19 protein-coding genes are annotated in these 18,730 nt (G+C 44.5%); 12 read left to right on the top strand and 7 right to left on the bottom strand.

Translation table 11 applies throughout. From position 1 onward, the window contains the following. The first annotated feature begins 69 nt into the window (after nt 1-69). From rsmA to CLV59_RS08525, 4 genes are all read left to right on the top strand, one after another. Nucleotides 70-822: a 16S rRNA (adenine(1518)-N(6)/adenine(1519)-N(6))-dimethyltransferase RsmA gene (gene rsmA, locus CLV59_RS08510; protein WP_111591577.1), complete on the top strand. Its 753-nt coding sequence runs from the start codon at nt 70-72 to the stop codon at nt 820-822. Beyond that, nucleotides 819-1,748 (top strand): NAD(P)-dependent oxidoreductase, encoded by a 930-nt coding sequence (locus tag CLV59_RS08515; RefSeq protein ID WP_111591578.1) that lies wholly within the window; start codon nt 819-821, stop codon nt 1,746-1,748. The genes rsmA and CLV59_RS08515 overlap by 4 nt, the downstream gene beginning before the upstream one ends. A 183-nt stretch (nt 1,749-1,931) precedes the next feature. Further along, nucleotides 1,932-2,405 (top strand): transcription elongation factor GreA, encoded by a 474-nt coding sequence (greA, locus tag CLV59_RS08520; RefSeq protein ID WP_111591579.1) that lies wholly within the window; start codon nt 1,932-1,934, stop codon nt 2,403-2,405. Between the two features lie 80 nt (nt 2,406-2,485). Beyond that, nucleotides 2,486-2,875 (top strand): HIT family protein, encoded by a 390-nt coding sequence (locus CLV59_RS08525; protein ID WP_111591580.1) that lies wholly within the window; start codon nt 2,486-2,488, stop codon nt 2,873-2,875. 3 nt (nt 2,876-2,878) lie between these two features. Here the strand turns inward: CLV59_RS08525 and CLV59_RS08530 are convergent, their stop codons facing one another. Beyond that, complete coding sequence (locus CLV59_RS08530; protein ID WP_111591581.1) at nt 2,879-3,577, bottom strand: response regulator transcription factor; 699 nt, start codon at nt 3,575-3,577, stop codon at nt 2,879-2,881. 180 nt (nt 3,578-3,757) lie between these two features. After that, nucleotides 3,758-4,318, bottom strand: coding sequence for a crossover junction endodeoxyribonuclease RuvC (gene ruvC / locus CLV59_RS08535; protein WP_170137680.1), 561 nt, complete (start codon nt 4,316-4,318; stop codon nt 3,758-3,760). A 13-nt stretch (nt 4,319-4,331) separates the two neighbouring features. Between ruvC and CLV59_RS08540 the strand changes: the two genes are divergently transcribed. The 3 genes from CLV59_RS08540 to CLV59_RS08550 all read left to right on the top strand — a co-directional run bounded on the left by CLV59_RS08540 (nt 4,332) and on the right by CLV59_RS08550 (nt 6,988). Beyond that, complete coding sequence (locus CLV59_RS08540; protein ID WP_170137681.1) at nt 4,332-5,339, top strand: lysylphosphatidylglycerol synthase domain-containing protein; 1,008 nt, start codon at nt 4,332-4,334, stop codon at nt 5,337-5,339. Nucleotides 5,340-5,348: 9 nt separating this feature from the next. Continuing rightward, nucleotides 5,349-6,140 carry a DUF3108 domain-containing protein gene (locus CLV59_RS08545; protein ID WP_111591584.1) on the top strand — a complete coding sequence of 264 codons (792 nt, stop codon included), beginning with the start codon at nt 5,349-5,351 and terminating at the stop codon, nt 6,138-6,140. 146 nt (nt 6,141-6,286) lie between these two features. Beyond that, nucleotides 6,287-6,988, top strand: coding sequence for a response regulator transcription factor (locus tag CLV59_RS08550; protein WP_111591708.1), 702 nt, complete (start codon nt 6,287-6,289; stop codon nt 6,986-6,988). A gap of 134 nt (nt 6,989-7,122) precedes the next feature. Here the strand turns inward: CLV59_RS08550 and ruvB are convergent, their stop codons facing one another. Next, nucleotides 7,123-8,151, bottom strand: coding sequence for a Holliday junction branch migration DNA helicase RuvB (gene ruvB, locus CLV59_RS08555; protein ID WP_111591585.1), 1,029 nt, complete (start codon nt 8,149-8,151; stop codon nt 7,123-7,125). Between the two features lie 124 nt (nt 8,152-8,275). Here ruvB and CLV59_RS08560 point away from each other — a divergent pair, with 124 nt between their 5' ends. Together CLV59_RS08560 and CLV59_RS08565 are read left to right on the top strand one after the other, a co-directional pair. Further along, nucleotides 8,276-9,595 (top strand): M28 family metallopeptidase, encoded by a 1,320-nt coding sequence (locus tag CLV59_RS08560; protein WP_111591709.1) that lies wholly within the window; start codon nt 8,276-8,278, stop codon nt 9,593-9,595. Between the two features lie 143 nt (nt 9,596-9,738). Beyond that, on the top strand, nt 9,739-10,494 hold the full coding sequence (locus tag CLV59_RS08565) for a hypothetical protein (protein ID WP_111591586.1): 756 nt from the start codon (nt 9,739-9,741) through the stop codon (nt 10,492-10,494). An 89-nt stretch (nt 10,495-10,583) separates the two neighbouring features. Here CLV59_RS08565 and CLV59_RS08570 read toward each other — a convergent pair whose 3' ends face one another. The 3 genes from CLV59_RS08570 to leuS all read right to left on the bottom strand — a co-directional run bounded on the left by CLV59_RS08570 (nt 10,584) and on the right by leuS (nt 15,143). Continuing rightward, nucleotides 10,584-11,435 (bottom strand): endonuclease/exonuclease/phosphatase family protein, encoded by an 852-nt coding sequence (locus CLV59_RS08570; protein ID WP_111591587.1) that lies wholly within the window; start codon nt 11,433-11,435, stop codon nt 10,584-10,586. 79 nt (nt 11,436-11,514) lie between these two features. Next, entirely contained in the window at nt 11,515-12,201 is a 687-nt protein-coding gene (locus CLV59_RS08575) for a peptidoglycan DD-metalloendopeptidase family protein (protein WP_111591588.1), read from the bottom strand. 110 nt (nt 12,202-12,311) lie between these two features. Next, nucleotides 12,312-15,143 (bottom strand): leucine--tRNA ligase, encoded by a 2,832-nt coding sequence (gene leuS / locus CLV59_RS08580; RefSeq protein ID WP_449384897.1) that lies wholly within the window; start codon nt 15,141-15,143, stop codon nt 12,312-12,314. Between the two features lie 187 nt (nt 15,144-15,330). Between leuS and CLV59_RS08585 the strand changes: the two genes are divergently transcribed. From CLV59_RS08585 to CLV59_RS08595, 3 genes are all read left to right on the top strand, one after another. Next, the gene (locus CLV59_RS08585; protein WP_111591590.1) at nt 15,331-16,203 is read left to right on the top strand and encodes a cell division protein FtsX; all 873 of its coding nucleotides are present in this window, start codon (nt 15,331-15,333) and stop codon (nt 16,201-16,203) included. Nucleotides 16,204-16,234: 31 nt separating this feature from the next. Then, a complete protein-coding gene (locus CLV59_RS08590) occupies nt 16,235-16,525 on the top strand; it encodes a DUF3098 domain-containing protein (protein ID WP_111591591.1) in 291 nt (96 codons plus the stop codon). A gap of 83 nt (nt 16,526-16,608) precedes the next feature. Continuing rightward, on the top strand, nt 16,609-17,409 hold the full coding sequence (locus CLV59_RS08595; RefSeq protein WP_111591592.1) for an undecaprenyl-diphosphate phosphatase: 801 nt from the start codon (nt 16,609-16,611) through the stop codon (nt 17,407-17,409). A gap of 66 nt (nt 17,410-17,475) precedes the next feature. Here CLV59_RS08595 and CLV59_RS08600 read toward each other — a convergent pair whose 3' ends face one another. Continuing rightward, nucleotides 17,476-18,693 (bottom strand): alanine dehydrogenase, encoded by a 1,218-nt coding sequence (locus tag CLV59_RS08600; protein WP_111591593.1) that lies wholly within the window; start codon nt 18,691-18,693, stop codon nt 17,476-17,478. Nucleotides 18,694-18,730 lie beyond the last annotated feature (37 nt).

Raw genomic sequence — 18,730 nt, forward strand, 5'->3', positions numbered from 1 at the left:
CCGTAAGCTTTCACGCATCAGGTTTTCTCGCAGCAGATGGCCAGCTTTTAGTATCTTTGCGGCTCAGTCATGTATACACTAAAGAAATCATTGGGTCAGCATTTCCTGACTGACGAGAACATCTGCAGGAAAATAGTTGAATCCTTACCTGTAACAGAAGGCCAGCAGGTGCTGGAAGTGGGCCCCGGTGGGGGAGCCATTACCAAATATCTGCTCCAGATTCCCGACATACATTTTAAGGCCATTGAGCTGGATACCGAGAAGGTGCAGTATTTGGAGAAGACTTACCCTGCCATCCAGGGAAAGTTGATTAATGTGAGCATCCTGGATGCAGAACTGCCATTTGAAGGTTCTTTCCGCCTGATAGGCAATTTCCCATATAATATTTCTACTCAGATTATGTTCAAAGTGCTGGACTGGCGCCAGCAGGTGGATGTTATTGTGGGTATGTTCCAGAAAGAGGTGGCCCAGCGTCTGGCAGCTCCTCATGGGAACAAGGATTATGGCATTCTGAGTGTACTGCTGCAGGCGTACTATAAGATTGAATACCTGTTTGAAGTGCATGAAAACTGTTTCAATCCGCCGCCTAAGGTGAAATCGGCTGTTATCCGTCTGACCCGTCTGGAACAACCGGCGGATGTAGCTTCAGAACGCAAGTTCAAAGTGTTGGTGAAAACTGCATTTGGACAGCGTCGGAAACAGTTGAGAAATCCGCTTAAACCGTTATTTACCAAAGAAACACTGCAGGACCCTATATTTAGTAAGCGCGCAGAAGAGCTTACTGTAGCGGATTTTGCAGCCTTATCGCATAAGATGATATGAGCAGGAAAGTACTAATTACCGCAAAAGTTCATCCCTACCTGATAGATCAGCTGGAGACAAAAGGATTCGAACCTGTTTATCTGCCGGCTATTACGTATGAAGAAGTCTATACAGAGATTCCTGAATGTGTAGGACTGATTGTAACCACGCGTATCCGTGTCGACAAACAAATCATTGATCATGCCCGCAATTTGCAATGGATAGGTAGATTAGGTTCCGGTATGGAACTGATTGATGTGGCCTATGCAGAAAGTAAGGGGATTCATTGTGTGAGTAGTCCGGAGGGCAACCAGGACCCGGTAGGAGAGCAGGCGGTAGGTATGTTACTGGCGTTGATGCATAACATATTGAAAAGTAACCTGGAATTGCGTAAAGGTATCTGGGAGCGGGACGGCAACCGTGCCTGGGAGCTGGGAGGTAAGACTGTAGCTATTATTGGTTATGGTCATACCGGGAGTACTTTTGCGCATAAGTTGAGTGGCTTTGGTGTGAATATTATTGCATATGACAAATACCGTAAGGGTTTTGGGAATGCAACCGTGAAAGAGGTGAGTTTAGAAGAGGTTTTCCGTGATGCGGATATCGTGAGTTTGCATTTGCCGTTGACGGATGAAACCCGACATATTGCCAACAGTGCGTTTTTCCGGTCTTTTGCCCGTCCGATTTGGTTTATGAATACGGCGCGTGGGAAACTGGTGAACAATCCTGATCTGATTGCAGCTTTAGAGGATGGTCGGGTACAGGGCGCTTGTCTGGATGTTTTGGAGAATGAAAAGCTGAATACATATACGGAGGAGGAGAAGGCACAGCTGGCATTTTTTCTGGCTGCACCGAATGTGGTGGTGACACCTCATATTGCGGGTTATTCGCATGAAGCGAGTATTCGTATGCCGAGGGTTGTATTGGAGAAGCTGAATATTTTGTAAGCAACTGCAACGGTTGTGGTAATTCGATATAAATAGTTGATTTTCAATATATTTATATCGAAAAGGTAAATTTCTTTTCTTTAAGAATTTTCAGTATATTTGCTGTAAACCAGAAAAACAACGCTTCCATGCAAGTGGGGGCGTTGATTTTTTTTTCTTATAACCAATAAAATACAGCAGGTTATGTCTGGCGTAAACTACGTTACTAAAGAAACTCTTGAACAGATGAGAAGTGAACTGAACGTACTTAAAACCAAAGGACGTTCAGAGATCGCGAAGGCCATTGCGGAAGCAAGGGAGAAGGGTGACTTGAAGGAGAATGCCGAATATGATGCCGCCAAAGAAGCACAAGGGTTGCATGAAGCCAAGATTGCTACGCTGGAGAATGCGATTGCGACAGCGCGCATTGTAGAGGCTGATTCGATTGACACTTCCAGAGTCTCAATTTTGTGTAAGGTGACTATCACAAATGTAGCTAACAAAAAAACCGTAACATATCAACTGGTTTCAGAGACTGAAGCAGACCTGAAGGCCGGAAAAATTTCCGTTACTTCCCCGATAGGGAAAGGTCTGCTGGGCAAACAGGTGGGTGATATTGCAGAGGTGATAGCGCCTAATGGGCAAATTAAATTCAAAATTGAAGATATCTCCGCGTAACCATGGCGGTTTTTAACGATATTTACGGGGCCTTGCGGTAGCGAGGCCCTTTTTTATTGGCATAATAATAACGAAACCATATGACCATTTTTTCCAAAATCATTCGTGGTGAGATACCTAGTTATAAGATTGCAGAGAACGACCATTTTTATGCTTTTCTGGATATTTTTCCGTTGGTAAAGGGGCATACGTTGGTGATTCCGAAAGTGGAGACGGACAAATTTTTTGATGTATCGGATGACTTGCTGAAGGAGTGGCTGTTATTTGCCAAACCGATTGCGCATGCCATTGAGGCGGTGATTCCTTGTAACCGTATTGGGGTGAGTGTGGTAGGATTGGAAGTGCCGCATGCGCATATGCACTTGATCCCTATCAATTCTGCGGATGATATGAATTTTTCCAGGAGTAAACTGAAGCTTTCTCCGGCGGAATTTGAAGAGATACAGCAGGCGATTGCTGCACGTCTTTAGGATTTATTTAGACGTGGGTACATTGAAGCGGAAGCCTACACCATGCAGGGTTTCGAGCCTGATGTGCGGATCGGACTTAAAATGTTTCCTGAGTTTTGTGATGAATACGTCCATGCTACGACCCAGGAAATAGTCGTCCTTACCCCATACATTGGCGAGAATATCCTCTCTCTTTAAAGTCTTATTGGGATTATTACAGAGATAGAGGAGTAGTTCCGCTTCTTTTTGTGTAAGGGCAATAGAAATGTCACCTTCCGCGGTGTACAATCTGAGGTCTTCGTAATCAAACGTCAGTTTGCCGATGTGGAAAGTATTTGATTTCTCTACAGTCTGATTCCTGGTTCTTTTCAGGAATACTTCGATACGCAGGATGAGTTCCTGCATGCTGAATGGCTTGCTGATATAATCATCTGCACCTGTACGGAGACCTTTAATTCTGTCTTCTTTCTCGTTTTTGGAGGTCAGAAACAAAATAGGAACATGGTCGTTTACTCTTCTAATTTGTTCAGCAAGTGCTAGCCCATCTTTTTTAGGCATTACAACATCCAGCAAACAGATATCAAATGTGCGTGTCTGGAATTGTTCCCAGGCGGCTTGGCCGTCAATACTGTGCACAACATCATAACCCGATTCCTCCAATCTTTTCTTAGTTGCTGCGCCGATGTACTGATCGTCTTCCACTAATAAGATTCTCGCTTTCATATCTCCTTGATGCTGATTGTAATAACAATTGACGCTGCGCTGCCGAGGCGTAACAGCTGATAGTTTTTTTTCATAGTCAACCTGATAAGGCTGGGATCAATGCTAAGTGGCGATGGATTTAGCAATGACCGATTTGCAACAAAGTAACTACAATTTTGGAATTTATGAAATATGCTTTTCCTATCGAACGATTCTTTCGGGGTGTTGCTGTAGAAATTGTTCCCAACCTTTTGACTTTGTGAGGCCTGCCAGCGGATTGCTTTCCTGGTAGAAGTGACATACTGCTACCGCCAAAGCATCTGTAGCATCAAAGTAATCAGGACGGCTGGTGAGTTTCAGGATACGTTGTAACATCAGCCATACCTGTTCTTTATCTGCATTACCATTACCGGTGACAGACTGTTTAACTTTTTTTGGGGAATACTCTGTAACGGGTAATCCTGCATGCATAGCAGTAGCAATGGCTACTCCCTGGGCCCGACCCAGTTTTAGCATACTCTGAACATTCTTCCCGAAAAACGGAGCTTCAATCGCAAAACAATCTGGTTTATGGGTTTTGATAAGATCTCCAACACTACTATGTATCAATTGCAGGCGCTCATAGTGATCTTTTTGCTTTGACAATTTTAGCACGTCCATCTCAATAAGACTGACTTTTTTCCCTTCAGCCAAAATAAGGCCATAGCCCATTACAAGGGTTCCAGGGTCAATGCCCAGAATTATTTTCGATTTGTTTGCCAACCACAGGTTATTTTTGCCAAAACTTATTAATCTGAACAAAAGTACCAAAATAATTCTCAATTACGCATTAGGCATTATCCTTTTCGTCTGGTTAGGTTATTCTATTTATACGCAGGTGACCCACAGGGATAACCTGGATGAGTCGTTCCGTCAGATGCGCGAATCCCTGCATCAGAAAGGATGGACAGGTATTTTCCTGGTAGTAGTACTGATGTTTTTTAACTGGGGATTTGAAGCCCGTAAGTGGCAGATGCTGGTACGCCCCCTGGAGAAAATCTCTTTTATCAAGGCCTTCAGCGCTATCCTTTCAGGGGTTTCCATTTCTATTAATACCCCTAATCGTATAGGCGAGTACGGTGGTCGCGTACTTTATCTCCAGAACCATAACAAGTTAAAAGCCATTGCTGCCACCATTGTAGGGAGTTTCAGCCAGCTGATCGTAACTGTTATTTTTGGGTTAATTGGTTTGATCTATTATATACATAACCTCGCGCCCAGAGATGGTTCCAGGTATTTGAACCCCGACTTCTGGGGAAATTTGGTCCTGGGAGTGCTGGTAATTATTTGTGCCCTGACGATATTGTTATATTTTCGGTTAAGGTTAATTCTGGCTGTATTTGAGAAAGTAAGATGGCTGCGCAAACTCAGCGTTTTTGTTCAGATAATTGTGAGATATTCTCCCGCTCAATTGCGTTATCTGTTGCTGCTTTCAGCCCTCCGTTACCTGGTCTTCTCGGCACAGTATTTGATTTTGCTGGACGCATTGGGAGTGGAGTTTTTGTGGTGGCAGGCCTTCCTGCTCAACAGTGTAATTTACCTTGTAATGGCTGTTGTTCCCACTATTGCCATTGCTGAACTTGGAGTTCGCGGAAAAGTAAGTATCTTCTTCCTCGGTTTGCTCAGTTCCAACGAAGTAGCTATCCTTGCAGCCACAGGTGGAATCTGGTTGATTAACCTCTTCCTCCCTGCTATCGCTGGAACAGTGCTCCTGCTGGGAGTTAAAATAATAAAGGAAAAATAGACTCTAGCAATGCGGTATTTGTTACTCATCATCATCAGCTTAACCTGTATACGCCCCGCTCAAGCGCAGACCGACTTCTGCTCTATCCGCAACAGCAGTTTCAATGCCGGTGAAACCATCACCCTGAAAGTATTCTATGCCCTCGGAAAAATGTTCATTGGCGCCGGCGAAGCTACCTTTAATTGCAGCCTGGAGAAGTTTGCCGGTCGCGATGTATTCCACATCGTAGGAGATGGTAAAACCTATAAGGCCTATGACTGGTTCTTTAAAGTGCGGGATCGTTATGAAACTTATTTAGACACGGCTACACTGCAACCACTGAAGTTCGTTCGCAATGTAAATGAAGGCGGATACAAAATCTACAATAACGTAGTTTTCAATCAGGCCGCACATCAGGCGATCAGTACTACCGGTACCTATACGGTTCCTCCATGCGTACAGGATGTTATCAGCTCCATCTATTATGCCAGAAACATCGATTTCTCCAAGTACAACGAAGGCGACAAAATTCCCTTTGCCATGTTCCTCGATGATCAGGTGTATAATATCTATGTAAGATACCTTGGCAAAGAAAACGTAAAAACCAAATTCGGCACTTTCCGGGCCATTAAATTCAAACCCCTGCTGATCAAAGGCACCGTGTTTGAAGGCGGAGAGAAAATGACCGTATGGGTAAGCGATGATGGTAATAAGATTCCCTTACGTATAGAAAGCCCTATCTCCGTTGGTAGCGTAGTGGTAGACATGATAAACTACGGTAATCTCCGTCATCCGCTGACTTCCCTCATTAAAGAGCGCTAATACAGAACCTTCGTGTATATATCTGCGTTATAACAGCGCGCTGAGCGCAGTTTTAACAATTTTTTTCGGACTCCGCGTCCGGAATTTTACGACCTTTCAGGCCGCAGAAAAAACTTTATATTTGTTATAATCAACCCTTTATGATTATGGAAGAACGTAAACCGAAAATATTACTGGCAGAGGATGATACCAACCTCGGTATGGTATTGAAAAACTACCTGGAGCTGAACGACTACGATGTGGAGCTCTGCAGGGACGGCATCCTGGCGCTGGCGGCCTTCCGTCGTGAAAAATTTGATATCTGCCTGCTGGACATCATGATGCCCAACATGGACGGTTTCAAACTGGCCGAAGAAATCCGTGATGTAGATCCGGATATCCCCCTGTTCTTCCTCTCCGCTAAAACCATGAAGGAAGATATCATCCAGGGTTATAAACTGGGTGCTGACGACTATATCTCCAAACCTTTCGATAGCGAATTGTTGCTGCTGAAGATCAAAGCCATCCTCAAACGCAACCAGGAACTGCATAGCAAGGAAGAAGAACAACACGAATTCAAAATCGGTTCTTATGAATTCAACTCCCGCCTGCGTACTTTGACCCGCAACGGAGATTCACATACCTTGTCGCCGAAAGAGAATGAACTGTTACACATGCTCTGTGAACATAAGAACGACCTACTCCCAAGAGAGCTGGCACTGAAAAAAATCTGGGGCAGCGATACCTACTTCAACGGTCGTAGTATGGACGTATATATCGCCAAACTGCGTAAATACCTGAAAGACGATTCTAATATTGAAATTGTCAATATTCACGGCAACGGCTTCCGCCTGGTAGTGAAAGAGTAGTACTACGCTGTATATGATTCAGCAGGACAAATACTCCTGCCTAAAATAATAAAACAAAAGAAGTGACGTCGCAGACGTCACTTCTTTTGTTTTATCCAGTCTTTTATTGATAGCGTCAAGATGTTATGTTATCCTTAGAAAAGTAAATTGCCACCCGTGCGGAATGGCGTCTTCCCTAAGTGCGTATAGGCTTTCTCCGTTACCTCACGACCTCTTGGCGTACGTTTGATAAAGCCCTCCTGTATCAGGAATGGCTCATATACCTCTTCAAGGGTTCCCGCTTCTTCTCCGACAGCAGTAGCAATAGTAGTAATACCTACCGGACCTCCTTTGAAGTTCTCAATGATCACCTGCAAAATGCGGTTATCCATTTCATCCAGTCCATATTCATCCACATTCAGCGCTTTCAGACTGAACTGTGCAATTTCCAGATCGATGGTACCATTGCCCATTACTTGTGCAAAATCCCTTACCCTGCGCAACAACCCATTTGCAATACGAGGCGTTCCTCTGGAGCGCCTGGCGATCTCCCCGGCAGCATCAGAAGTTATCTTTGTATTCAGCAATCCTGCAGCTCTCCAGATGATTTTCTGCAAAGTGCCTGCTGTATAGTATTCCAGCCTGGATTTAATACCAAAACGGGATAATAAAGGAGCAGTTAACAGACCAGAACGGGTAGTGGCGCCGATCAGTGTAAACGGCATCAGGTTCAGCTGTATAGACCTGGCACTTGGGCCCGAATCGATCATGATATCAATACGATAGTCCTCCATGGCAGAATACAGGTATTCTTCCACGACGGTACTGAGTCGGTGAATCTCATCAATAAAAAGCACGTCGCGCTCTTCCAGGTTGGTGAGCAATCCTGCTAGGTCGCCTGGTTTTTCTATCACAGGACCTGAAGTTTCCTTGATGTTTACGCCCATTTCATTCGCAACGATGCGGGAAAGGGTCGTTTTACCAAGGCCGGGAGGACCATGAAACAGTACATGGTCCAGCGCTTCACCACGCATTTTTGCAGCTTTGATGAAGACCTTCAGGTTCTCAATAATCTGATCCTGCCCCGAGAAATCAATGATCTCCCGCGGACGAATACTATTTTCGAACTCTTTCTCAGCTGCGCTGAGCCTGTTCTCATCTGGTCTTAAATATTGATCTGACATATCTTCAATGAACCCAAAAGTACTGAAAAGCGCTTGGAAAAATATGCGTTGCTGGAATCAACTGGAAAGTGGTAATTTCACTTTGCTGCAAAAGCTCAGCCAACAAAGAAAACACGCTCTACGCATGAAAAAATCAATCTTACTCCTGCTTACCTGTGCTATTTCCGGTTATAGTACCTATGCGCAGGTTATCAAAGAAAAAGAAGTGAAACGCATTGTTTCCACCCTTGCCGATGATGATATGATGGGTCGTCAACCCGGGACCCCAGGCGCATTTAAAGCCGCAAAGTTTATTGAAGACGAGTTTGCCAAGGCCAAACTCCTGCCACTGGAAGGTAATACGAGGTACCGACAGGAATTCAAGAAATATCAACTTATCCAGAACAGTTCTTCCATTACCATTAACGGTAATGCTAAAAATCTGGATATAGTAGTAGTGGGTAAAGCCAGAAGTATTGACTGGAAAAAAGATACAGCCAAGATTAAGGAGGTACATGTTAATTCTCCATCTCTGTTATTCGGTATGATGCGGAAAGCAGGTAAACTGAAAGAGAATACCGTACTGTGGGTAGATTCCTCTCTGGCGAAGTACCAGTCATACATAAAAATGGGCGTATCTGAAAAATACTACAACGACCCTGCGGATATTGATAATATTGAACCAAATGAAACGCCATACAATCTGGTAGTAGTACTGGAAAACGGAACAACAGCAGGAGAGAATGATAACTGGGAGATAAAAGCCCAACGTAATATCGTGGAAACTCCCTTTACAAACATTGTGGGTATGATTCGCGGTACTACTAAGCCAGAGGAATATGTAGTATTCAGCGCCCACTATGACCACCTGGGTATTATACCTAACGCTGGTAAAGACTCTATCGCAAACGGCGCTGATGATGATGCTTCCGGAACAACTGCAGTCATTGAATTAGCTAATTATTTCAGCGGTAAGAAACCGGTTCGTTCCATCATCTTTGTTGCATTCACTGGTGAAGAAACCGGCGGACACGGTTCTCAATATTTCTCTCGCAAGCTAGATCCCAACAAGGTTGTAGCGATGTTTAACATTGAAATGATTGGTAAGGAATCCAAATTCGGAAAGAACAGCGCATTCATTACAGGATATGAAAAATCTGATTTCGGAAAAATTTTGCAGAATAACCTGAACGGATCTACGTTTAAATTTTATCCTGATCCATATCCGGAACAGAATTTATTCTATCGCTCAGATAACGCTACCCTGGCTCGTTTCGGTGTTCCTGCTCATACTATTTCTACTACGCAGATTGATAAAGATCAGTATTATCACACCGTAGGAGATGAAGTAAGTACATTGGATATGTCAAATATCACTGCTATTATTCAAGCGATCGCGACCAGTTCAGTAAGTATTGTAAATGGCACGGATACGCCTACACGAATTAAGCAAACTCAAGAGTAGTCTATGTTTCATATGAATATCCGATAGCGTATAACGTTATCGGATATTTCTTTTTAAATTAATTGTGTTGCTATTTTTTTTCCGAATTTCTTCTTTATTTTTACCGCAGTTAACCTTTTAAGATTTTATCAAAACCATATCAAATGAAAACCAAAAACCTCTACATGCTCGCTGTAGCAGGGCTATTCGCAACGATGTTTGCCGCCTGCAGCTCAGACATGACACAGCCTGATCAACCAAAACTGGATGAAAAAAATGCGGCGAGTGTTAATTACGAATTTGAAAATGTTACTAGTACTGCCTCTCTTTCTGCCGACGCAACTGGCCGACTGGCCGCTGTTACCGGCGACGCTTCCATGGCTAAAGCCAGCTCAGGCCGGTTCGATATTACCTGGGATACCGCTGCAGCAAGACTGAAAGAAATTCGTTTTGAAGCGAAAAGAGGAAAAGATGAAGTTTCCTTTAAACTGACTACAGACAGATACATCGATCTGCTGAAAGTGCCTGGCGCACTAGGCGCTATCAAAGTGCCAGTAGGTACTTACCAACAAGTAAAAGTATATGCGCAGGTGAAAGGAGATAAAAAAGAGCCTGCGGTTATTTTAAAAGGCCGCCTTACATGGGATGGTAAAACTATTCCAATGGATATCCAGTTATCTGGTACCATTGAATTGAAAGCCCAGGGTAAAGATGTAGTAGTATCTGATAGCAGCGTTGTATGGAAAGGAAAGCTACAGGTGAATATGGACCTGGCTTTAAGCAAACTGCAGATCGGAGATTTTACCGGATCTTTCGATTCCGGAAAACTTGTGATCAATATAGATATGAATTCCAACCTGCACGACAAGCTTGCCGGAGCTGTTGAAAATAGTATGTCTGTAGAACATACGCACGACTAATTCTCAAAATATAAGGAGGTTGTTTCATTGGTGCGCCTGTGGCGCATTTCACTGAAAGATGAATGCACGATGAAACAACCTCCTGTATTTTATTTGATGTTAATTACAGTGAATACAGAAAAATGATCTGATGCATATCTGCCTCCCCATGTTTCTGAAATGGTAGCGTGTTTCAGTACTTCAAAATTACCTTTCAGGAAGATGTAGTCAATAGGAGCGGGCTCCATTTCTCCTGCTTGCCAGCCATTGAAAGTGCCTACAGGACCATAGTGCGGCGTTTTGCTGACAGCCTTGCTGTCTGTAAAATGTAAGGCATTATTAACGTCAGTGACTACACGAATAGGTTCGTCGTCTGGAGTCGCATTGAAATCTCCGGTAATGATAACAGGCGTTTTACCTGCAATATCATGCACCTTCTGTAACAGTAACTTGGCGCTTTCTCTTCTTGCAATTTTACCCATATGATCGAAATGGGTATTGAAATGATAAAACACTTTACCCGTTTGTTTATCCTTGAATTTTCCCCAGGTCACAATGCGGGTAATCGCTGCATCCCAGCCTTTGCTGCCAGGCACAGTTGGACTTTCAGACAACCAGAACGTTTGCTGATCCAGTAGCTGTAGTCTGTTTACATCATAGAAAATTGCAGAATATTCTCCTTTTGTTTTTCCATCATCACGGCCTACGCCAATGGATTTATATCCCGGTAATAATCGATGCAGATCTTGCATCTGATCGTCCAGGGCTTCCTGCACGCCAAGGGTGCTGATATTGTAGAATTGAACAGTGGAGGCCAGTTTGTCTTTTCTGTGTGGCCATGCATTCAGACTGTCATTAGGCGTATTCATCCTGATGTTAAAGGTCATTACATGTAAAGGCGCCTGCGCAAATACCATCACGCCTGCCAGTAACAACAGCACGAGGGAAACAGCTTTTTTCATTACTTAATCGATTTAGCTGCCCCAAAATAATAAATAGTAATGGTAAGGAAGAACCGTTGGTGTAAGACTTCACAACTACTTAACGTATATGCCTATTTAGCTGCATGATCAGATCGGGGTCCGGACAATTGCGAAGGTATTTTTCCCGTTCACTGAAGCGGCATACGCCGGGGTAGTCGCCCCTAAAGGCCTGCATATCTTCAATAATCTGGAAGTGCAGGTGTGGCGGCCATCCGCCATTTTCGGGCGGCAATCCGAACCAGGCTAATTGCTGGCCAGCGGTGACGGGCATATTTTCGTACAGTCCCTTTAGGTTAGAGATGCTGAGATGACCGTACAAGGTGTGGAAAGTGTATCCATCCAGTTGGTGTTGCAGGATGATGGTAGCGCCGTAATCGCCAAAGTGGTCGTTGAAACGGAAGCTATGGATATGACCATTCAGGGGCGCAAAAACAGGGGTGCCTGAGAGTCCCCATACATCAATGCCAAGATGGAGGCGCCGAGGCTCCTCACCGGCATCAAAATGCGGACTAACCGCATAGATGGTACGGTGTTCCCCATAACCGCCTATTCCCAGTCGGTACCCATTATCCGCCAGGGTATGATCTATATATCGGCAAAACTGGTCTATATCCTGGAGAATGGCAGGAGTGAGGGTCGCATTGTTTCTGGTGAAATCCATGGACAACAGCGATTCTGCGGGGTCCAGGAGCTGGATCACGGGTTGAAAGGAGTCCTGGTGTTTGCGTAAGATATCCTGCAGCATAGTTGAGGGGCCCCGGAAATGGGTTATTAAATATACTGCTTTTATTGTATGCAAAAGAAAAAGGGATGGCGTCTCACCATCCCTTCCCTATATATTTTATTATCTGGTGGTTAAACGACCAGGTTAATCATTCTTCCTTTAACGATAATGATTTTACGCAGTGGTTTACCATCGATGTATTTCTGTACCTGTTCATTGGCCAGAACGGCAGCCTGGAGGCCAGCTTCGTCCATATCCAATGGGAGACTCATCTCGGTTTTAGTTTTACCATTGATGGCGATTGGGTAAGTAAAGTCGCTTTCTTTGGTATATTCTTCCTTGTACACCGGATAAGGCGCATTCAGGATGCTTTCATTGAAACCAACCAACTGCCACAGTTCCTCTGCAATATGTGGCGCATAAGGCGTCAGCAGGATCAGCACCGATTCCAGGATATTGCGTTTATGGCAATTCAGGGTAGTCAAGTCGTTCACACAGATCATGAAAGCACTTACGGCCGTGTTGAAAGAGAAGCTGTTGGTAGCGTTGTCAATCTTGTTGATAGCAGTATGCAATACTTTCAGTTCCTCCGGAGTAGGATTATCGTTGGTGACGATCAGTCCTTTTTGCTCGTCTACAAACAGACGCCAGAGTTTCTTCAAGAAGCGGTGTACGCCTTCAATGCCCTTGGTATCCCATGGTTTAGATTGTTCTACAGGACCGAGGAACATTTCATACATGCGGAAGGTATCAGCGCCGTATCTGTTAACGAGATCGTTCGGATTTACTGTATTGAACAGTCGCTTACTCATTTTTTCTACTTCCTGGCCACAGATATACTGGTCATTTTCCAGGATGAAGGTAGCATCAGCATACTCATTCCGCCATGCTTTGAATTTCTCCACATCTAATACTACGCCATCCACGATGTTAACATCCACGTGCAGCGCATCTGTATCATATTGGTCTTTCAGGCCATAGGAAACAAATTCATTGGTGCCACGTACACGGTATACAAAACGGGAAGAACCCTGTATCATACCTTGGTTAATCAGTTTTCTGAAAGGCTCATGAAAACCGATATATCCCAGATCGTAGAGGACTTTTGTCCACATACGGGAGTACAACAGGTGTCCTACCGCATGTTCGGTACCGCCTACATATACATCCACCTGGTTCCAGTAATCCGTGATTGGACGATCCGCGAAGGTATGGGTATTGTGAGGGTCCATATAGCGGAGGAAGTACCAGCTACTACCTGCATAGCCAGGCATTGTATTGGTTTCACGTTTTACGCCCGGAGCAATATTTACCCAGTCGGTAATATTGGCCAGTGGACCTTCCCCTTCTGGGCCTGGTTTATAGTTTTCAATATGCGGGAGTTCCACCGGCAGGTCTTTTTCTTCTACTGCATAAGGAACGCCATCTTTATAGATGATGGGGAATGGTTCGCCCCAGTAACGTTGACGGCTAAACCCTGCATCGCGCATTTTATAGTTGATCTGACGGCGGCCGATGCCCATTTCTTCCAGTTTGCTGATCACCATGTCGGCTCCTTTGCGCATATCTACGCCATCCAGGAAGTTGCTGTTCTGGAGGATCGCATCTTTGGTAGGATTTGCTTCTTCTCCGGTGAAAGCGTCGCCGATGATGTTGGTGATAGCCAGGTTAAAGTGGCGGGCGAAGTTGAAATCGCGCTGATCGCCGCAAGGAACCGCCATGATAGCGCCGGTGCCATAGCCAGCCAGTACATATTCCGCAATCCATACAGGTACTTCGCGACCATCCAGTGGATTAACCGCATAAGCGCCGGTAAAGCAGCCGGTGATTTGTTTTACGTCCGACATACGCTCTCTTTCAGAGCGGCTCTGAACATATTCCAGGTAGGCGTCAATGGCAGCCTGCTGCTCAGGAGTGGTGATTTTCTTTACCAGCTCATGTTCAGGGGCGATTACCATGAAGTCCACGCCGAAAATGGTATCCGGGCGGGTGGTGTATACCTCGATTTTATCGTCGGAGTTCTTAACATTGAATTTGATCTCAGCGCCCTGGCTCTTCCCGATCCAGTTACGTTGCATTTCCTTCATAGCATCGCTGAATTCCACCGTTTCCAGTCCTTCCAGGAGGCGGTTGGCGTATTCAGTGATACGGAGGAACCATTGGCGCATTTTCTTTTTCACAACGGGGTATCCGCCGCGTTCGCTAACGCCGTTGATGACTTCATCGTTAGCGAGAACGGTACCGAGGGCTGCACACCAGTTTACCTCTGCATAGGCCAGGAAAGCCAGGCGGTATTGCATGAGGATATCGCGCTGTTCTGTTTCAGAATAGCTGTTCCATTGTGCTGCAGTGAACTGGATCTGTCGGTCGCCTGGGCAGGTATGGTGGATATTACCTTCTTTCTGGAAGATTTTCACCAGTTCGCTGACAGGCTCCGCTTTTTCGGTGCTGCGGTTATACCAGCTTTCAAATAACTGGAGGAAAATCCACTGCGTCCATTTGTAATAGGATGGGTCGCTGGTGTTGATTTCCCTGGACCAGTCGTAGCAGAAGCCGATATTATCCAGTTGCTCACGGAATGTTTTGATGTTATGGGCGGTGGTCACAGCAGGGTGCTGACCTGTTTCCAGGGCATATTGTTCTGCTGGCAGGCCAAAAGCATCGTATCCCATGGTATGAAGAACGTTATAGCCTTTTAGTCTTTTATAACGTGCATATATATCCGTAGAGATGTATCCCAGCGGGTGACCTACGTGTAGGCCCGCACCGGAAGGATAGGGGAACATGTCCAGCACATAACATTTGGGCTTAGTGCTGTCGTTTTTTACGCGGTAGGCATGGGAGTTCACCCATTGTTCCTGCCATTTTTTTTCAATCGCCCTGAAATTGTACTCCATATATGGTTGCAGCTGAGTGGTTAGCAAGCGGATATACAATACATCCTGCCCTAACCACGTTATCAAAATAATATAATATGTTATGCCAGCAGAAGAGCCGGTTTAGCAAAATAATGTTAAATTCATTAATACAACAATGATGAACCCATACAACTTTTTATATTGCCGTTCGAAAATGCCGGAATGTTTTGGCTGGCAAAATTAAACACATAACTACTAATTTTTATTATTTTCGCCGATAAACTACAGATTAATGGCGCAACCAGGAAGATCATCAGCAAAGAAGTCGAAACCATCTTACCTGTACTCCATTGTCGGAGTGGCCCTGGTACTATTCCTGCTGGGAACCCTCGGATTGGTGGTGATACATGCGAATAAACTGAGTAAATACTTCAAAGAAAGTATTGAGGTTCAGGTTATTTTGAGAGATAATGTGAAGGAGAACCAGGCTATTGCCCTGCGCGATTCCATTGCAGTAAAGCCATATGTTAAGTCCATTGAATACGTTTCAAAGGAGATGGCTGCTGAAAGATTCAAAAAAGAGTTTGGGGAGGATTTCATCAACCTGCTTGAATATAATCCGTTATACGCCAGCATTAACATTAAAGCCAACGCTAACTATGTGAATGCAGACAGTTTGAAGGTAATTGAGAATAATCTCACCCAGCAAAGTATTGTCAGGGAGATTTCCTATCAGCGTATTCTGGTAAACAAACTGAATGAGAACGTACAGCGTATCGGTATGATTGTGCTGATTATCAGTGGTGTGCTCTGTCTGGCAGTTGTTTTCCTGATCGATAATACCATTCGTCTGGCGATGTTCAGTAACAGGTTCCTCATTAAAACCATGCAGATGGTGGGAGCCACCCGGTGGTTTATTGCCAAGCCATTCGACTTTCGCAGTATCATCAATGGCGCCCTCAGTGCGTTGATAGCCATTGCTGGTCTGTTTGCCATGATGTCTTTTGCAGATAAAGTACTGCCAGAGCTGAATGGCATGAGAGATAACCTGATGATCGGGCTCCTGTTCCTGGGAATGATTGTTATAGGTATCGCTATTTCCCTGTTTAGTACGCACCGTTCAGTAATGAAGTACCTGCGTCTCAAACTGGATGATCTTTATTAATCTTAAATTCAGATATTAATTCATTCATACAATGGCTAAACCAATCGTAAAACCTACAGCGTCCAAAACGGCTCAACCTGAAGAACAGGTGAAAATGTTGGACATATTCCCTAAAGAGAACTATCGCATCATGCTGATAGGTATTATCGTGATAATTGTTGGTTTCCTCCTGATGCTGGGTGGTAAAAGCACTGATCCTAATACCTTCAATGCAAACGATGTATACAGCTGGCGCCGTATCACCCTTGCTCCTATTGTGATCGTGGGTGGTCTGCTGATTGAAGTATATGCCATCATGCGCCGTCCTAAACAACAGGCGTAAGATTCCCATACATTATTTTATTCTCTATAGCGATGACCAATACTCATCGCTATTTTTTTCACTTTTAACCATATAATTTCTACATGACTTTTTTTCAAGCGATCATTATCGCGATTGTTGAAGGCTTGACGGAATTTCTGCCTGTTTCTTCCACCGGTCATATGATTATCGTAAGTTCTCTGTTGGGTATCAGCAAGGATGAATTTACCAAACTCTTTGAGGTAGTGATCCAGTTGGGCGCCATCCTCGCAGTAGTAGTGCTGTATTGGAAAAAATTCTTTGTATTCGATAAGAACCGAATGAATTTTTACCTGAAACTTATTGTGGCAGTAATACCGGCATTGATTCTTGGTTACCTGTTTGGGGATAAAATTGATACGCTGCTGGAAAGTCCTATGACAGTAGGTGTTTCCCTCTTTGTGGGTGGGATAATCCTTTTGTTTGTGGATAACTGGTTCCAGCAACCTACCATTGATACAGACGAGAAAATAAACATATTCGCCGCGCTGCGTATTGGCTTCTTCCAATGTATTGCGCTGATTCCTGGTGTGAGTCGCAGTGCCGCTTCTATTATCGGAGGTATGCAACAAAAGCTGACCAGAAATGTGGCGGCTGAATTCTCTTTCTTCCTGGCAGTGCCTACTATGGCGGCAGCTACTGGTTATAAACTGTTGAAAGGAAGAGAACTGCTGATGGCGCATCCGGAAAACCTGAAACTTCTGCTGGTGGGCAATATTGTGGCATTTGTGGTAGCTATGCTGGCCATTAAGTTCTTCATCGATTCCCTGAAGAAACACGGCTTTAAGATCTGGGGCTATTACAGAATAGTAGTGGGATTGGCGATCATTATTGCCTTGCTGATGGGATATAAATTAGAGTTATAGTATAACGTTATAAAAAAAGGAAGCGTCTCTACTCAGTGGAGACGCTTCCTTTTTTATGGTATATCCTTAACCTTTTACTGCCAGCAGCAGTTCCAGGTCTGTATATTTCAGCTTGAATTTCTCGCTCAGATGGTAGTTGGTTAATGCGCCTTTATAGAGGTAAATACCATTTCGCACGCCGCGCTTTATCCATACCAGGTTTTCAAAACCGCCATCATCGGCCGCTTCCACAAGGAGGGGCATCAGTACATTAGAAATAGCTTCTGAGGCTGTACGTGCAAACCCGGAAGGAATATTAGGCACACAGTAGTGCACCACATCGTACTTTTTGAATACCGGGTTTTCGTGCGTAGTGATCTCTGAAGTTTCAAAGCATCCACCGCGGTCAATGCTAACGTCTACGATAACAGAACCGGCTTTCATATTACTTACCATGGATTCTGTCACCACAATAGGCGTACGGCCACTTTGACTGGAAAGTGCGCCCACGGCTACATCCGCGTTGCGCAATTGTTCTGCCAGTACTTTAGGCTGGATAACGGAAGTGAATACACGCACACCAATGTTATTCTGGAGGCGTTTCAGTTTATAGATATTGTTATCAAATACTTTTACGGATGCACCCAGTGCCAGTGCAGTTCTGGCAGCAAATTCTCCCACAATACCAGCGCCAATTATCACAACTTTGGTAGGAGGGATACCGGTAATACCACCCAACAGGATGCCTTTTCCTTTGTTGTCGTTGCTGAGGTATTGTGCGGCAATCAGCATTACAGCGCCACCGGCAATTTCACTCATCGCACGAACAATCGGATAAGTACCTGCGTCGTCTTTGAGATTTTCAAAAGAGAGCAGGGTGATACGTTTGTCCATCATCTTTTGCACCTGGTATGCTTTGAGGGCGGCCAGATGAATAGGGGAGATGATGATCTGGTGAGGGTGCAGCAGCTCTATTTCCTCATCGGTAAGGGGAGCTGATTTCAAAATAATTTCTGCCTTGAATACTTCCTTACGGTCGTATACGATTTCGGCGCCAGCCTCGGAGTAATCGGTATCGTAGTAATGAGAAGCGTCTCCTGCTTTGTGTTCTACTACTATATGATGTCCGTGGGCCGCGAGAATGCTTACTGCGTCAGGAGTGAGGGCAATACGGTTCTCCTGGAAAGAAGATTCTTTTGGGATACCGATGTATAAACGGGAATTTTTTGTAGGTATATCCAGCGTTTCTTCCAGTGGTGAATAGGTAAAGCCAGCACTCACTACAGGTTTTTGCCTTTGCTCCATACGGTCAGTATTATTCTGTGTTTAAAGGTAACTATCA

The sequence above is a fragment of the Chitinophaga dinghuensis genome (genome assembly GCF_003259435.1).
In the GTDB taxonomy this organism is placed as follows: domain Bacteria; phylum Bacteroidota; class Bacteroidia; order Chitinophagales; family Chitinophagaceae; genus Chitinophaga; species Chitinophaga dinghuensis.

What these genes read in the sequence shown, in the direction of transcription:
- CLV59_RS08600 (WP_111591593.1), bottom strand. Translation starts at nt 18,693, where the DNA reads ATGGAGCAAAGGCAAAAACCTGTAGTGAGTGCTGGCTTTACCTATTCA.
- CLV59_RS08515 (WP_111591578.1), top strand. Translation starts at nt 819, where the DNA reads ATGAGCAGGAAAGTACTAATTACCGCAAAAGTTCATCCCTACCTGATA.
- CLV59_RS08565 (WP_111591586.1), top strand. Translation starts at nt 9,739, where the DNA reads ATGAAAACCAAAAACCTCTACATGCTCGCTGTAGCAGGGCTATTCGCA.
- rsmA (WP_111591577.1), top strand. Translation starts at nt 70, where the DNA reads ATGTATACACTAAAGAAATCATTGGGTCAGCATTTCCTGACTGACGAG.
- CLV59_RS08525 (WP_111591580.1), top strand. Translation starts at nt 2,486, where the DNA reads ATGACCATTTTTTCCAAAATCATTCGTGGTGAGATACCTAGTTATAAG.
- ruvB (WP_111591585.1), bottom strand. Translation starts at nt 8,151, where the DNA reads ATGTCAGATCAATATTTAAGACCAGATGAGAACAGGCTCAGCGCAGCT.
- CLV59_RS08570 (WP_111591587.1), bottom strand. Translation starts at nt 11,435, where the DNA reads ATGAAAAAAGCTGTTTCCCTCGTGCTGTTGTTACTGGCAGGCGTGATG.
- CLV59_RS08590 (WP_111591591.1), top strand. Translation starts at nt 16,235, where the DNA reads ATGGCTAAACCAATCGTAAAACCTACAGCGTCCAAAACGGCTCAACCT.
- CLV59_RS08530 (WP_111591581.1), bottom strand. Translation starts at nt 3,577, where the DNA reads ATGAAAGCGAGAATCTTATTAGTGGAAGACGATCAGTACATCGGCGCA.
- CLV59_RS08550 (WP_111591708.1), top strand. Translation starts at nt 6,287, where the DNA reads ATGGAAGAACGTAAACCGAAAATATTACTGGCAGAGGATGATACCAAC.
- CLV59_RS08545 (WP_111591584.1), top strand. Translation starts at nt 5,349, where the DNA reads ATGCGGTATTTGTTACTCATCATCATCAGCTTAACCTGTATACGCCCC.
- CLV59_RS08595 (WP_111591592.1), top strand. Translation starts at nt 16,609, where the DNA reads ATGACTTTTTTTCAAGCGATCATTATCGCGATTGTTGAAGGCTTGACG.
- CLV59_RS08560 (WP_111591709.1), top strand. Translation starts at nt 8,276, where the DNA reads ATGAAAAAATCAATCTTACTCCTGCTTACCTGTGCTATTTCCGGTTAT.
- greA (WP_111591579.1), top strand. Translation starts at nt 1,932, where the DNA reads ATGTCTGGCGTAAACTACGTTACTAAAGAAACTCTTGAACAGATGAGA.
- CLV59_RS08585 (WP_111591590.1), top strand. Translation starts at nt 15,331, where the DNA reads ATGGCGCAACCAGGAAGATCATCAGCAAAGAAGTCGAAACCATCTTAC.
- CLV59_RS08575 (WP_111591588.1), bottom strand. Translation starts at nt 12,201, where the DNA reads ATGCTGCAGGATATCTTACGCAAACACCAGGACTCCTTTCAACCCGTG.